This window comes from Agromyces aerolatus (genome assembly GCF_031432255.1).
Classification (GTDB): domain Bacteria; phylum Actinomycetota; class Actinomycetes; order Actinomycetales; family Microbacteriaceae; genus Agromyces.
Genome location: NZ_JAVKGQ010000003.1, coordinates 34677 through 49368, shown reverse-complemented (window position 1 = coordinate 49368; position 14692 = coordinate 34677). Strand labels below are relative to the sequence as shown.

Annotated in this window: 12 protein-coding genes; 6 read left to right on the top strand and 6 right to left on the bottom strand. The window is 70.5% G+C overall.

Going from position 1 to position 14692, the window contains the following annotated elements; all coding sequences use genetic code 11:
* Nucleotides 1-90: 90 nt before the first annotated feature.
* Together RH864_RS05060 and RH864_RS05055 are read right to left on the bottom strand one after the other, a co-directional pair.
* Entirely contained in the window at nucleotides 91-3378 is a 3288-nt protein-coding gene (locus tag RH864_RS05060; protein ID WP_310516436.1) for an immunoglobulin-like domain-containing protein, read from the bottom strand.
* A 143-nt stretch (nucleotides 3379-3521) separates the two neighbouring features.
* On the bottom strand, nucleotides 3522-3881 hold the full coding sequence (locus RH864_RS05055) for a DUF7882 family protein (protein ID WP_310516435.1): 360 nt from the start codon (nucleotides 3879-3881) through the stop codon (nucleotides 3522-3524).
* Between the two features lie 183 nt (nucleotides 3882-4064).
* On the opposite strand from RH864_RS05055, the gene RH864_RS05050 reads away from it, so the two are divergent.
* The gene (locus RH864_RS05050; protein ID WP_310516434.1) at nucleotides 4065-4526 is read left to right on the top strand and encodes a MarR family winged helix-turn-helix transcriptional regulator; all 462 of its coding nucleotides are present in this window, start codon (nucleotides 4065-4067) and stop codon (nucleotides 4524-4526) included.
* 20 nt (nucleotides 4527-4546) lie between these two features.
* Here the strand turns inward: RH864_RS05050 and RH864_RS05045 are convergent, their stop codons facing one another.
* A complete protein-coding gene (locus RH864_RS05045; RefSeq protein ID WP_310516433.1) occupies nucleotides 4547-4891 on the bottom strand; it encodes a hypothetical protein in 345 nt (114 codons plus the stop codon).
* Nucleotides 4892-5009: 118 nt separating this feature from the next.
* Nucleotides 5010-5201 carry a hypothetical protein gene (locus RH864_RS05040; protein WP_310516432.1) on the bottom strand — a complete coding sequence of 64 codons (192 nt, stop codon included), beginning with the start codon at nucleotides 5199-5201 and terminating at the stop codon, nucleotides 5010-5012.
* A gap of 176 nt (nucleotides 5202-5377) precedes the next feature.
* On the opposite strand from RH864_RS05040, the gene RH864_RS05035 reads away from it, so the two are divergent.
* The 4 genes from RH864_RS05035 to nhaA all read left to right on the top strand — a co-directional run bounded on the left by RH864_RS05035 (nucleotide 5378) and on the right by nhaA (nucleotide 8954).
* Nucleotides 5378-6214 (top strand): alpha/beta fold hydrolase, encoded by an 837-nt coding sequence (locus RH864_RS05035; protein ID WP_310516431.1) that lies wholly within the window; start codon nucleotides 5378-5380, stop codon nucleotides 6212-6214.
* Between the two features lie 277 nt (nucleotides 6215-6491).
* Nucleotides 6492-6638 (top strand): hypothetical protein, encoded by a 147-nt coding sequence (locus tag RH864_RS05030; protein WP_310516430.1) that lies wholly within the window; start codon nucleotides 6492-6494, stop codon nucleotides 6636-6638.
* A gap of 93 nt (nucleotides 6639-6731) precedes the next feature.
* Nucleotides 6732-7028, top strand: a complete 297-nt coding sequence (locus RH864_RS05025) for a hypothetical protein (RefSeq protein ID WP_310516429.1) — start codon at nucleotides 6732-6734, stop codon at nucleotides 7026-7028.
* 45 nt (nucleotides 7029-7073) lie between these two features.
* Nucleotides 7074-8954 carry a Na+/H+ antiporter NhaA gene (gene nhaA, locus RH864_RS05020; protein ID WP_310516428.1) on the top strand — a complete coding sequence of 627 codons (1881 nt, stop codon included), beginning with the start codon at nucleotides 7074-7076 and terminating at the stop codon, nucleotides 8952-8954.
* Nucleotides 8955-8987: 33 nt separating this feature from the next.
* Here nhaA and RH864_RS05015 read toward each other — a convergent pair whose 3' ends face one another.
* The gene (locus tag RH864_RS05015; protein ID WP_310516427.1) at nucleotides 8988-10889 is read right to left on the bottom strand and encodes a glycoside hydrolase family 15 protein; all 1902 of its coding nucleotides are present in this window, start codon (nucleotides 10887-10889) and stop codon (nucleotides 8988-8990) included.
* Between the two features lie 91 nt (nucleotides 10890-10980).
* Nucleotides 10981-12378, bottom strand: a complete 1398-nt coding sequence (locus RH864_RS05010; RefSeq protein WP_310516426.1) for an MFS transporter — start codon at nucleotides 12376-12378, stop codon at nucleotides 10981-10983.
* 307 nt (nucleotides 12379-12685) lie between these two features.
* Here RH864_RS05010 and RH864_RS05005 point away from each other — a divergent pair, with 307 nt between their 5' ends.
* Entirely contained in the window at nucleotides 12686-14686 is a 2001-nt protein-coding gene (locus tag RH864_RS05005; RefSeq protein ID WP_310516425.1) for a fibronectin type III domain-containing protein, read from the top strand.
* The last annotated feature ends 6 nt before the right edge of the window (nucleotides 14687-14692 follow it).

The following is a 14692-nucleotide window of genomic DNA, read 5'->3' as shown; positions in this document are numbered from 1 at the left end:
CACACCAGCATGACGGGCCGGCCGACGTGGCGAACGCCGACGGCCCGGGGGAGCGTGCGCTCCGCCCGGGCCGTCCATGGGAGGTGACCGCTAGGCGCGTGCTGCGCGGCGGCGGATCATGAGGGCCGCGCCGAGCAGCAGGGTGAGCAGGGCGGCGAGCGCCGGGAGCACCGGTGCGTCGAACCCGGTGTCGGCCAGCCCCGAACCGGCGTTGCCGCCGTTGCCGCCGGTGTCCGCACCGGTTCCGGTGCCTGCCCCGGCCCCGGGGTCGGTCCCCGCGGCTGCGGGCCACGCGAACTCGAGCCACTGCGTCACCTGGCCGTCGGCCGTGTAGGCCGCGAGGCGGTGGGTGCCGGCCGCGAGGTCGGCCGGGAGCGCGATCGTGACCACGCCGCCCGCCGCCGGCGTCACGGTCGCGAGCTGCCGCGGCTCCGAGTAGACGAAGAACGTCAGCGGCTCGCCGACGAACTGCTCCCCGGCCCGCACCGAGATCGTGCCGGAGGCACGATCCACGTCGAGCGCCTCGAGCGTCTTCAGCTCCGCCGGCAGGGCGTCGCCGGGCACCGGCACGATCGGCGCGGGCTCCGGCTCGGGCTGCGGCTCCGGCTCGGGCTCCGGCTCGGGCTCGACGGATGCTTCGACCACGGTCACGACGCGCGTCGCGGTCGCGGTGTTGCCCGAGGCATCCGTCACCGAGTAGGTGAGCGTCGTGACGCCCGCGACCGACGTGTCGACCGTGCCCGTCACGGTGATGCCGGCGGTGAGGTCGCCGTCGACGGCGTCGATCGCCGAGACGCCGGCCATCGCGTCGAACGCGTCGCCGACGGTCAGCTCGGTCGTCTCGGGCACGGTCAGCACCGGCGCCGTAGTGTCGGGCTCGACCACCTGGTGGAGCACGACGCGGTCGACGACCCCGCGGTCGGTGGTGCGGTAGGTCGTCGCCGTGAGCGCGTCGTCGGTCACCTCGATGTTCATGAAGCTCGGCACGCGCTCCTGCAGCGCGACCGCGTCGTAGCCGAAGTCGACCGTGTCGCGGATGCTGTAGTACTTGCTGCCGCTCGAGGAGTTGCCCGTCAGGTACAGCACCTGGCCCGCCTGAGGGTGGAGCTCGGCGTTCGTGTCGACCTCCTGCACCGGGGTGCGGCCGTCCATGAGGTAGCTGCGCGTGTACACGTGGTCGTGGCCCATGAGCACCAGGTCGATGTCGTTGGCCGTGAACACGGGCGAGAGCTGCTCGCGGCGCTCGACGATGTCGGCGCTGAGCGAGTGGTTCGCGACGCTGTAGATCGAGTGGTGGAACGTCACGACGCGCCACGTCGCGTTCGCGCCCTGCTCGGCGACGATCTTCTCCACGTACTCGGCGTGCCGCGCGTTGTCGCGGTTGTTCGAGTTCAGCGTGATGACGAGCACGTCCTTGTAGATGAACCAGTGGTTGCCGCCGGACTGGCTCGCCGATCCAGGAGCGCCGTAGGTCAGGTCGAGGTTCGGCATGTTGAAGTGCGTGTTGTACGCCGTGCTGCCCACGTCGTGGTTGCCGTTCACCGTCGCGACGGGGATCTCACGGACAAGCTCGGGTGCGAGGAATCCGGTGTACTGGTCCTCGTCGCCCGCGTGCTCGACCTGGTCGCCGCCCGAGAGCAGGAACTCGGAGGCCGGGAACATCTCGCTCGCGAGCTCGGTCGTGGCCAGCCAGCCCTCGGCGTCGCGCGTCGCGTTGCCCGATGCCCCGATCTGGGCGTCGCCGACGTACAGGAAGTCGAAGTCGCCGTCGAAGGCCGCGGTCTCGAAGCCGTACACGGGCGACCAGCCCCGCTCGTTGCCGACGCGGTAGACGTACGCCGAGTCCTCGGCGAGTGCGGGGATGGTGGCGTGGTGCCAGAACTGGCCGTCGGCGGCTTCGCCGCTCGTCGACTCGAACGCGGTCACACCGTCCGTGGGGAAGGTGTCGCCGGCCATGGCGGCGGCGGGCGCGATCTCGACGCGCGCGGCGCCCGGAAGGCTCGCGTACCAGGCGACATTGCGCTCGGCCTCGGTCGCGCCGACGTTCAGGATGACGTCGCTCACGGTGATCGGGGCGTTCGGGTCGAGCGGCGGGATCACGTCGAGCTGCTCGAAGTCGAAGAAGATGTCCGAGCTCGAGGCGCGGTCCTGGTACAGCGCGACGGCGACCGTGTTCTCGCCGGCCTGCAGCACCTCGTTGTCGATCGTGAGGCTGCTCACGACGGGCGAGCCGTTGCTCGCGCCGAGGTACTGCAGGTTGCCGAGGGTGGGGTCGAAGTCGTCGTCGAGGAATCCGGCGACCTTCTCGCCGTTCACCCAGACGCCGAGGGCGTCGTCGTAGCGCACCGTGCCGCGCAGCCGGATGCCGTCTTCGACCTGCTGCTCGGTGAGCTCGATGTCGGTGCGGAAGAAGAACGTCTCGATGTTCGTCGAGGTGCCCGGCTTGTACTGGGTGAGCAGGGTGTTGACGGCGTTGCCGCTCACCGGGTCCTTCGCGCCGCGGAGCGCGCCGAAGGAGGCCTTGGCCGTCGGCCACGACGAGTCGTCGTAGTCGGCGCCGGTCCACGAGAAGAGCTCGCCGGTGCCGGCCGGGTCGGCGCCCGTGTCCTGGTAGCGCCAGTCGGTGGCCTCGGTCGAGATGACGCGCGCCGGGTCCTGCGGCGCGGGCCCGCCGGAGCCCTCGCCCGTGACGAGCTCGAGCTCCTCGAAGTCGAAGTAGATGTCCGAGCTCGAGGCGCGGTCCTGGTAGAGCGCGACCGCGATCGTGTTGTGGCCCTCGATCAGCAGTGCGGGGTCGATCGTGAACGACCGCACGATCGGCGAGCCGCCGCCGTCGCCCACGTACTGCATGTTGCCCTGGGCCTCGTCGAAGCGCTCGTCGACGTATCCGACGACTCGCTCGCCGTTGACGAACACCGCGAGGGCGTCGTCGAACCGGACGGTCGCCTCGAGGCCCTCGGCCGCCTCGATCTCGTCGGCGGTGATCGCGACGTCGGTGCGGAAGAAGAAGGTCTCGACGTTGGTCGAGGTGCCCGGCTTGTACTGCGTGAGCAGCGTGTTGACGTCGTTGCCGCCGACCTGTGCGTGCGCGCCGCGGATCGCGCCGAAGGATCCCTTGGCCTGCTTCCACGACGTGTCGTCGTAGCCGGCGGCCGCCCAGGCGTAGATCGGGCCGTCGCCGGCGGGGTCGGCGGGCGCGTCGTGGTAGCGCCAGTCGGTCGACGCGGTGTCGACGAGGGTCCGGTTCGAGGCCGCGGCGGATGCATCGGCCTCATCGGCCGCGGACGCCGGCGCCGGGAGGGCGATCAGGCCGGCGATGACGGCCGCGGCGAGCGCCGCGGCGCCGGTCCGGCGCCGGAAGAGGGCATGGGAATGCACGAGACTCCTTGCGAGATGAGGCGCGCGGGAACACGCGCGAACGGGGGTCTCGGCAAGGCAATCGGGCGGCGGTGACCGGCTCGGGGGTCGTCGGTGAACGGACGGTTGACGTGCGGTGAGCGGTCGGCGGCGCGGCGTGGCGCTCAGGCCACGTCGGACAGCTCGCGCACCGGCGCGGGTCTCGCGGGCGCGACCGGCACCGCTCCGGGATCGCCGAGGTCGACCGTGACCCCTGACGTGGAGTTCGCCTGCTGGACGAGGGCGTCCAGGTAGGCGCGGCTGAGCGGATCGGCGGCTTCGCCGTCGAAGACGAAGCGCAGGGGGATGGAGGGCTGGAGCCAGATCATCGAACGACCGGGCGCCGCCTCCGGTCCGTGCTTCCAGGTCAGGGTGAAGGCTTCGTTGCGGCGCAGCTTCACGGCGATCACGACCTTGAGATACGCGAGCAGTCGGTCGTCGATCTCGACCGGGTGCGAGCCGGTGCCGTAATAGAGCGTTCCCATGGTGACTCCTTCGCGGGAAACCACGCGTGAGCGCGGCGGTCGGTGAGCGGAATCGTCGGTGCTCGGTGTCCCCTCCCCGACAACGGTACGCCTGATTAGCTAAAAATTCTAACAATTCGCGAAATTAGCTAAATTTCTGAGGTAGGCTCGCCCCGGCCCCGGTCAACGCGAGAGGATGTCTCCATGAGCGCCGACGCATCCTCCGAACCCGGGCTGGCGGCCGCTCTGCAGCAGTACATGCAGGCGAGGACCGCCGCGCTCATCACCGCTCGTAAAGAGCTCCAGATCGGTGAGCTCGACGCGAGGGCGCTGCTCTTCATCGCCGATCATCCGGGCACGAGGCCCAGCATGCTCCGGGACTACCTCGGCATCACCTCGGCCGGAGTGACGACCCTCGTCGACCGGCTCGCCGAACGCGGGGCGGTCCGGCGCGAGGTCGATGCCCAGGACCGCCGGGTCAACCGCCTCTCGGTGGCCGTCGACCTCACCGGCGAGCCGTGGTCCGCGCTCACCCGATTCGATCGGGACTTCAGCGCCGCGATCGACGCCGGCGACCCGCGTGCGATGGCCGACTTCGCGTCGGCGCTGTCCGCGCTCACCACGACGACCACCGGCGCGGCTCATGCTTCCGCCGGGCAGGGCTGACGGCCGCGCTCGCGCGGGGGTCAGACCAGGTCTTCGCCGGCGAACTCGGCCGACTTGGCCTGCAGGAAGGCGCACAGGGCGGAGATGGTCGCGAGCTCGGATGACAGGTGCAGCAGGCCGGCCGGGTCGAGCACCACGGCGCTGTCGCGCGGCTCGAACGTGACGACCCACCTCGACGATCCGACCGCCTCGGGCTGGATGTAGGTGTCGGTCGAGGCACTGGTCAGGGTCACCCCGACGAGGCCGGTGTTCGCACCGCTCGCGCCGTCCTGCTGCATGACCTTGATCTCAGCGCCGATCGGGTAGCCCAGCGTGCCGAACTCCTCGAGCCACGTCTCGAGCGTGTGCAGGCTGCGGAACGCCATCCGAACCCCTCCGCGTCCACCCCCGGCGGACCATCCGCCGTCAGAGCAAGTATGCCCCGGCGAGCCCGCGGGCGCAGCGCCTCGGCGGGCAAGCGCCGGTCCGCCGTGCTCAGCGGCCTCACGCGAATGCATAGATGAGCGAGACCGCGAGCAGCGGCAGCCCCGCGATCGCGCACGCGATGCCGATCAGCTCGACCTTGTCTCCGCGCCCCGGCTCGATCCGGCGAGCCCGCTCGAGCACCCAGACCGTCCCCGCGGCGGCGGCTCCGCCGACCACGAGCAGCAGTGCGATGACTAGGAAGACGTTCACGCGCACATCATCCGCTCGGCCGCACGCCGCCGCAGCAGACTTGCGCACGATGGTCGTCCCGCGTACACGCCGCACCCCCTGGCAATGCAACCCGGTGGCGCCGGCGGATCGGCCGCGTACCGTCGAACACGACGAACACGACGAACACGTCGAACCGCACACGAGATGGGACGCACATGACCGAGATCACCGCTCACCACGGGCTGTTCAAGGACACGAACCTGCACGTCGACGACACGGGCGGCCCGGGTCGCCCGGTGGTCCTGATCCACGGCTGGCCGATGTCGGGCGAGGCGTTCGCCGCGCAGGTGCCGGCCCTCGAGGCCGCCGGCTACCGGGTCATCACGTACGACCGACGCGGGTTCGGTCGCAGCGACAAGCCGCTCACCGGCTACAGCTACGACGCCCTCACCGAGGACCTGCACACCCTCCTGACCGAGCTCGACCTCGACGACGTCACCCTCGTCGGGTTCTCGATGGGTGGCGGCGAGGTGGCCAGGACCTTCACGAAATACGGGCCCGAGCGCATCCGCAGCGCCGTGTTCGCGTCGGCGGTGCCGCCCTATCTGCTGCACACCGAGGACAACCCCGACGGACCCCTCGACCCGTCCGAGGCGGCGAAGATGGCCGCGCAGCTCACGGGCGACGAGGAGGCCTTCTACGACGGGTTCACGACGGCCTTCTTCTCGGTCGACGGCGTGCTCGAGGTCACCGAGGCGCAACGACAGGACGCGCTCAGACTCTGCAGGCAGGCCAGCAAAGCGGCGGCGCTGGCCTGTCAGGCCGCGTTCGGCACGACCGACTTCCGCGGCGATCTGGCCAACGTCTCGGTGCCGACGCTCGTGCTGCACGGAGGCAGCGATGAGATCGTCCCGGTCGAGGGGTCGGGTGCGCGCACGCACGCGGCGATCCCGGGCAGCGAGCTCGTCGTGATCCCGGGCGCGCCGCACGGGGTGAACGTGAGCCACCCCGACGAGTGGAACCGGGCGCTCATCGCCTTCCTGGAGAAGTGACCGCGACGAGCAGCTGACTTCTCGTCGGCGACCTGTCAACCCCTTAGGATCCGCCGCGGTGAGGTGCCTACGGTGGCGCACCAGCCATCGAGGAGAGGAGCCACTGCCGTAGAGAAACGTTCAGGACCCCCCAGGGAGCCGGTCATCAGCCCTCTACGACCGGCTCTCGCCCTGTCACGAGTTCGTGCCATGGGCCCTCGGTCCGCTCGCGTCGTCGTGTGACGTGTGCACGTGACGGTGGGTGGCCGCCGTCGGTGGCGGCGCCTACGCTCATCGCATGCTCGTCACGATCATTGCGACGAATCCGAGCACCCACGAGGTGCGGGTCATCGAGGCCGACGGCGTCGACGAGGCGACCGCCACCGAAGCGGCGCGCGCCCAGGTACCCGAGGGCTGGCAGGCGTTGAGCATCCGCAAGGTCTGACCGGAACGCCACCTCGGCTTCGCTGGGCAGTCCATCGCCGCGGTCGCGCGCGGCAGCGCGGCAGCGCGGAGCAGCATCGAAGCGGAGGCATCCATGCACATCTTGTTGTTCCAGGGAAACCGGCTGGAGACGACCGACGAGGTCGCGCTCGCCGTCGTGGACTACGCGGCGGTCCTCGCGCGCACCGGCAAGTTCGACGACGTCTCATTCCCGGTCGTCTTCGACGGGGTGATCTCGCAGTGCCGTTCGCAACTCGGCCCGGGCGCCGTCTGGACCGCGGTGTCGATCCCCGATTCGCTTCCGGGCGAGATCGACGGCAGCACGCGGGCCGCCGAAGACATCCGTTCGCGACGCGACGAGCTGGTCTCGTCCCTGCTCCTCGAAGGCTGAAACTCGTCACCCAACGGAAACCTGAGGGCCCCTAAGCTGTGATCCGTGAGCGCCCCCTCCGCCACGACGCACGAGCGCAGCGTACGCAAGGCGAAGCACCTCGGATCCGGTGATCGCCCGGCCGCGGCGCTGCTGCTCATCTTCACGCTGCTCGCGATCCTGTGGGCGAACTCGCCGTGGGGCTGGACGTACGAGGCGTTCTGGGAGCTGCACCTCGAGATCGGGCTCGGCGACCTCCAGCTGAGCGCGTCGCTGCATCAGGTCGTGAACGACGCGATCATGACGCTGTTCTTCTTCGTCGTCGGGCTCGAGGTCAAACGGGAGTTCACGATCGGCGACCTCACCGATCGTTCACGCGCGATCGTCCCGGTCGTCGCGGCGATCGCGGGGCTCATCGTGCCGGCGCTGATCTTCGTCGCCTTCACGTTCTCGACCGGCGAGGCGCAGGCCTGGGGCGTCGTCATCTCGACCGACACGGCGTTCCTGCTCGGTGCGCTCGCGATCATCGGACCCAAGTTCCCCGCGCGCCTGCGCACATTCCTGCTCACCCTCGCGGTCGTCGACGACGTCGGCGCGCTGCTCGCGATCGGCGTCTTCTACAACTCGGGCATCGACCCGCTGCCGCTCGTCATCGCCGCCGTGCTCATGGTCGCGCTCGCGCTCGTCCGTTTCCTCCGAGCCGGCCGGGGCATCGCGTACGCCGTGCTCGGCATCGCGCTCTGGATCGCCGTGGCCCAGGCCGGCATCCACCCGACGCTCGCGGGCGTCGCGGTCGCCCTGCTCATCCCCGTCTTCCCGCCGAGACGCACCGACGTCGAACGCACCGCCGAGCTCACCCAGGCGTTCCGAGAATCGCCCAACACCAAGTACGCGTCCGCGGTCGCGCGGAGTCTGCGCGAGTCGCTGTCGATCAACGACCGGCTGCAGGCCGCATGGGGTCCGTACATCTCGTTCCTGGTCCTGCCGCTCTTCGCACTCGCGAACGCGGGCGTCCACCTCGACCCCGAGACGCTCGGCGCCGCGTTGGGCTCGCCCCTCACCTGGGGCGTCGTCGCGGGCCTCGTGGTGGGCAAGTTCATCGGCATCGCCGGGGCGACCGCGCTCATCCGGGCGATGGGCAAGGGGCGGCTCGCGCCGGGTCTCGGGATGCCCCGCATCGCCGGCGGTGCGGCGCTGTCCGGCATCGGGTTCACCATCTCGCTGTTCATCGTGACGATCGCCCTGCCCGACCCCGAGCAGCAGGACCTCGCGAGAGTGGGCGTGCTCGGGGCATCCGTCATCGCGTTCGCGCTCGGCTGGGTCATCTTCGTGGTCGCCGACCGGCTGTCGCCGCCCGTGGCGGTCGGCGCCGTGCTCGCCCGACCCGTCGACCTCGAGCGCGACCACGTGCGCGGCCGGCCGGACGCGCCGTACACGATCGTCGAGTACGGCGACTACGAGTGCCCGTTCTGCAGCCGGGCCACGGGCTCGATCGACGCGGTCCGCGCCCACTTCGGCGACGACATCCGCTACGTCTGGCGGCATCTGCCGCTCGAGTCGGTGCATCCGCACGCCAAGGAGGCCGCGCAGGCGGCCGAGGCCGCCGGCCGGCAGGGCAAGTACTTCGAGATGGGGCACGTGCTCTTCGCCAATCAGCGCGAGCTGCAGACCGACGACCTCGTCGAGTACGCACGCGATCTGGGTCTCGACGTCGAGCGATTCGTCGAGGACCTGCACTCGCCCAAGGTCGTCCGCCGGGTCGAGGACGACCAGCTCGACGCCGAGATGATGGACCTGCACTCCACGCCGACGTTCTTCATCGGCTCGCGCCGCCACGTCGGCCCCTACGACTCGGCCACCCTCATCCGCGCGCTCGAGGCGCAGGGCGCTCAGGTGCCCGACCACCCGGTCGGCGAGGCCCGCGAGCCCGAGCCGCCGTCGCGCTGAGCCGGCTGCCCGCGCTGAGCCGGCTGCTCCGGCTCACGCGCCCGCCGCGTGCTGGCCGCCACCGGTCGCCTCGGCGGCGTGCCGGACGGCTCGCGCGAACTGCTCGATGTCGGCGGTGACCGGATGCGTCGCGCGGCGGTCGAGCGCGGTGTCGAGGTCGATGGCGGCTCTGATGAGCGCCAGGTGCGTGAACGCCTGCGGGAAGTTGCCGAGCTGCAACCCGTTCGGGTTGATCTCCTCGGCGTACAGCCCGACGTGGTTGCCGTACGTCAGCATCTTCTCGAAGGCGTACTCGGCCTCGTTGAGGCGGCCGGCGTCGGTGAGCGCCATGACGTAGAAGAACGTGCACAGCGAGAACGTGCCCTCCTCGCCGGGCAGTCCATCGGGCGAGGCCGACGGGTTGTACCGGTAGACGAGGCTGTCGGTCACGAGCTCCTCACCGATCGCCTCGAGCGTCGACACCCACATCGGATCGTGCGGCGAGATCATGCCGACGAGCGGCATGAGCAGCGTGATGGCGTCGACGACCTCGGTGTCGGGGTGCTGCGTGAACGCGCGCCGCTTCGGGTTCCAGCACTGCGTGAACACCTGCTCGTAGATGGCGTTCCGGGCGGCCATCCAGCGTTCGAGGGGTGCGGGTCGCCCTCGTTCCTGCGCCATCTTGATCGCCCGGTCGAACGCGACCCAGCACATGATGCGACCGTACGTGAACGCTTGGCGGCCACCGCGCGTCTCCCAGACGCCCTCGTCGGGCTGGTCCCAGTGGTCGGCGAGCCAGTCGAGGATGTCGAGCAGCTGGGTCCAGCCGGGGTGCCCGAGCGGTGCCACGCGGTCGACGATCGCGATGGCATCCAGGGCCTCACCGTAGATGTCGAGCTGGAGCTGGTCGGCTGCGCCGTTGCCGACGTGCACCGGACGTGAGCCCGCGTACCCCTCGAAGTGGTCGAGCGTGAGCTCCTCGAGATCGGAGGAACCGTCGATGCGGTACATGATCTTCAACGGTCCCGAGCCGTCGCCGGCCTGTTCGAGCACCCGATCGCCCATCCATCGGGTGAAGGCGATGGCCTCGCCGACGTACCCCAGCGCGAGCAGCGAGTACACCGAGAACGACGAGTCGCGGATCCAGGTGAACCGGTAGTCCCAGTTGCGGACGCCGCCGAGCTGCTCGGGCAGGGCCGCGGTCGGCGCGGCCACGAGCGCCCCGGTCGGCGCGTACTGCAGCAGCTTCAGGACCATGGCCGACCGTTCGACCGCCTCGCGCCACCGGCCGCGGTAGGTGCCGCGCGCGAGCCAGGCGCGCCAGAACGCCACCGTCTCGGCGAACCGGGCCGACCCCTCGTTCTCGCTGAGCTCGCGCGGTGCCCCGGCCGGCTCGGTCTCGAACGCGAAGCGCCGGATCTCGCCCGCGGACATGGTGATCGTCTCGTCGACGTCGGCGCCGTCGAGCGCGTCGGGTCGCAGCCCGTGCAGGGCGGCGTGCAGGTCGCCCGCCTCGAAGCGCACGCCGTGACCGGTCACGGTCGCGGTGTGCGCCCGCCGCCCGTAGTCGAAACGCGGGCGGCACTCGATCCGGAAGGTCAGCTCGCCACGCACGACACGGATGCCTCTCGCGATCACCCGATTCGGGGTGGCGACCGTCGGGTCGTCGGCGACGGGCATGAAGTCGATGACCTCGCCGACGCCGTCGTCGCTCATGAAGCGCGTGATCAGCACCGCGGTGTCGGGGAAGTACATCTGCTTGACGCGCACACCCTCGCCCACGGCTCGAATACGGAAGAACCCGCCGCGCTCGCGGTCGAGCAGAGACGCGAAGACCGACGGCGAGTCGAAACGCGGGGCGCAGAACCAGTCGATCGTGCCATCCGTCGAGACGAGGGCGATCGATTGCAGGTCGCCGATCATGCCGTGGTCGGCGATCTCGGGGAAGTCCTCCATGGTGTCGTCCTTTCTTCGGATGCGGGCGATGCGGGCGATGCGGGCGATGCGGGCGATGCGGGCGATGCGGGCGGTGCGGATGCCTCGGGGCTCAGTCCGTCGCCGCGGTGACCTTGCGCGGCAGGAGGAGCGCGGCGATCAGACCGATGACGCTGATCGCGGCGAGCCAGATCATGGCGTCGCCGTAGGCGCGGCTGCCGTCGGCGATGTTGACCACGAGGATGGTGCCGGCGATCGCCATGCCGAGCGACGACCCCAGGTTCGAGACGCTGCGCGAGAGGCCGGAGATCTCGCCCTGCAGCCGTTCGGGGAACGCCGACTGCACGACGTTGACCGACGGGGTCAGCATGAGCCCGATGCCCGAGCCGAGCAGGAAGAGCCCCGGGGCGTACGACCAGGCCGACGTGCTCGCCGTGGCGAGCCAGAGCAGCACGCCGACGCCGCCGACGGTGAGCACGAATCCGGCCAGGATCAGCGTGCGCTGCGCGAACGTGCGCGCGAGCCGCCCGGCGGCCACCGAGGTGAGCAGCAGTCCGACGGTCGCCGCGGTGAAGATGACCCCAGTCTCGATCGCGTTGTACCCGTGCACGACCTGGAGGTACGCGGACACCACGAACGACGAGCCCATGAGCACGAGCCACTGCACGTTCTGCGTGACCAGTGCGAAGTTCGACGTCCGGTTGCGGAAGAGCTCGAGCGAGAGCAGGGCCTCCTTGCCGTGCCGCTGCCGCCGGCCCACCCACCAGAAGAACACCGCGAGCAGTGCGGCGCCGCCGACGAGCCCGATCGCCATGAGCGCGAGGCTGTTGTCGGCCGCGAGGATGCCGAGCACGAGGACGATCAGGCCCGCCGCCGACAGCACTGCACCGACGGTGTCGAACGGGCGCTTCGGGTCGGCGGGGATCGGATCCTCGAGGTTTCGGCTGAGCAGCAGGATCACCACGATGATGAGCGCCTGGAACACGAACGCCGCTCGCCAGCTGATGCTCGTCGCGATGAGCCCGCCGATGAGCGGCCCGGCTGCGGCGCCCACGCCGCCCATGCCGCTGATGATGCCGAACGCCAGAGCCCGCGTGGGGATGTCCGGCAGCAGCACGGTCGTGAGGATGTAGACGGGCGGGATGAGCAGGGCCGTGCCGACGCCCTCGAGGATCGAGTTGCCGATGATGAGCACGCCGAGACCGGGCGCCACGGCGCTCACGAGTGCGCCGAGGCCGTACACGGCGAGCCCCAGCATGAAGAGCCGCTTCCGTCCGAACAGGTCGGTGAGCTTGCCGCACGGGATCATGAGCGCCGCCATGGTGAGCAGGAAGAGCGTGATGCTGACCTGGATGCCCTGCACGGTCGTGTCGAGGTCCCGGCTCATGTCGTTGATCATCACGTTCATGTTCGAGCCGGCGAAGCTGCAGATGAACTGCGCGAGCGCGAGCGGGGCGATGACCCGCCGGAGCTGCGCTCGAGGTGTGCTGGGTGCGGCTGCTGCGGTCATGGCGACCCTCCGAACGTGCCGGAACCTCAGGACAGCACCGGATCGTAGTCGTGTACAGGGCGCCCCGATAGAGCGAGGTTCCCTCGGGTCCGCCGGTCGGGCGGGGTGTCCACGGCGCGGACGGGGGCGCCCGCGGGTGTCCGGCTGATGAACGCCCGGCGCGTCCGGTGAAGTGTCGATGACCGTTCGCGGATGCGGCCGGCGTGCCGTGACCGTCATCGATACGTTCGCATCGGCGCATACGGCTGCTTCGCTCCGGATCGCGTCCCCCCACCCCCGTTCATCCGACGAAAGGTGCTGCCGCGCGATGGCGAGCAAGCTCCGAACCACGTTCCTCGCGCGCGGAACCGCGCTCGCCGCCGGCGGCCTGGTCGCCGTGCTCGGCCTCACCTGCCTCGGCGGCGGGATCGCCGTCGCCGCTGGCGGCCTCAACCCGCCGGCGGTGTCGCCGGCGACGGTCTTCGTTCCCTCCGCGGTGCCCGACCGGGTCATCCTGACTCCCACGGCGACGCCCATGACGAGCCAGAGCGTGAGCTGGCGGACCGCGAGCGACGTCACCGCGCCGCGCGTCCAGCTCACCGCCCTGACCGTCGATCCGGTCGATCCCGGCGCGGCGCGCACGGTCGAGGCGACGACCACCGGCTTCGAGTCGAACTACGGCTACGAGATCGCTCACCACTCGGCGACGATCGACGGGCTCGAGCCCGGCTCCACGTACCTGTACCGCGTCGGCGACGGCGAGACCTGGAGCGAGTGGCTCGAGTTCACGACCGCGGCGGACGAGGTCGGCAACTTCAGCTTCCTCGTCCAGGGCGACGCGCAGAACGACAACAAGGCCTACACCTCCCGCGCCTTCCGCGCGGCGTTCGAGGCGCGACCGTACGCCCGTGCGGTGGTGCACGCGGGCGACCTCATCGACACCGAGACCTCGGACGCCGAATGGGGCGAGTGGCATGAGGCCGCCGCGTTCTCGAACCAGTACCTGAACGTCATCGCCGCGACCGGCAACCACGAGTACTACCCGGGCCCCGAGCTCTCCGAGCACTGGGACGCCCAGTTCGAGTACCCCGCCAACGGTCCGGAGGGCGCGGGCCTCGGCGAGACGGTGTACGCCGTCGACTACCAGGGCGTGCGTTTCATCACCCTCAACAGCACGCAGGGCTTCGACCCGGCGAGCCTCGCCGCCCAGACGGAGTGGCTCGAGGGCATGCTCGCCGAGAACCCGAACCGGTGGACGGTCGTCGAGTTCCACCACCCGATCTTCTCGGTGACGTCCGGCCGGGACAACGCCGCGCTTCGCGAGGCCTGGCTGCCGCTGTTCGAGCAGTACGACGTCGACCTCGTCGTGCAGGGGCACGATCACGCGTACGGCCGAGGCAACCTGCTCGCCAACGAGGCGGAGCTGCCGGAAGGCGCCGACGCCGAGACCAGCCACACCGGCCCGGTCTACCTCGTCTCCGTCGCCGGGCCGAAGATGTACGTGCCCGACCCCGCCGAGGCGAACAACTGGACCGCGAACGAGGCGAACCTGCGCGTGGTCGGCCGCGATGTCCAGCTGTTCCAGACGGTCGATGTCACCGCGGACGAGCTGCACGTCGAGGCGCGCACCGTCGACGGCGCGCTCTTCGACGCCTTCACGATCGAGAAGGATGCCTCGGGCGAGAAGCTCGTCAGCGATGACGACGCGTGGCCCTCCGGGCCGGGATCCACACGCTGGGGCTTCGAGACCGACCCCGGCACGGACCCGGGCACCGATCCCGGCACGGACCCGGGAACCGACCCTGGCACCGACCCGGGCACCGATCCCGGCACCGATCCCGGCACCGACCCGGGCACCGATCCCGGCACCGACCCGGGCACCGATCCCGGGACCGACCCGGGAACCGACCCCGGGACCGATCCGGCCGCAGCGACCGTGACCTTGTCCACCGGTCAGGCGGCACCCGGCGCCGAGCTGTCCCTTCGTGGTGCCGGCTTCGAGGCGGGGGAGCGCGTGTCGATCGAACTGCACTCCGAGCCCGCGCAACTCGCGGTGGTGAGCGCGGATGCATCCGGTGCGCTCACGGCGACGGTGCGGATCCCCCGAGACACCGTGCCAGGTGAGCACGAGATCGTCGTCGAGGGCCTCGGCTCAGGTGCGATCGCGCGCGCCGCCCTCCTGGTGACCCGGCCTGCAGGTCCGTCACCGGCCGGCGGACTCGCCGACACCGGGTGGGCCGGTGGCGGCCTCGCCGCGCTCGGCGCGCTGCTCGCCGCGGCCGGCATCACGTTCGTCGTCCGTACGCGTCGAGGCGGTCAGGCCGCATGAGACGCC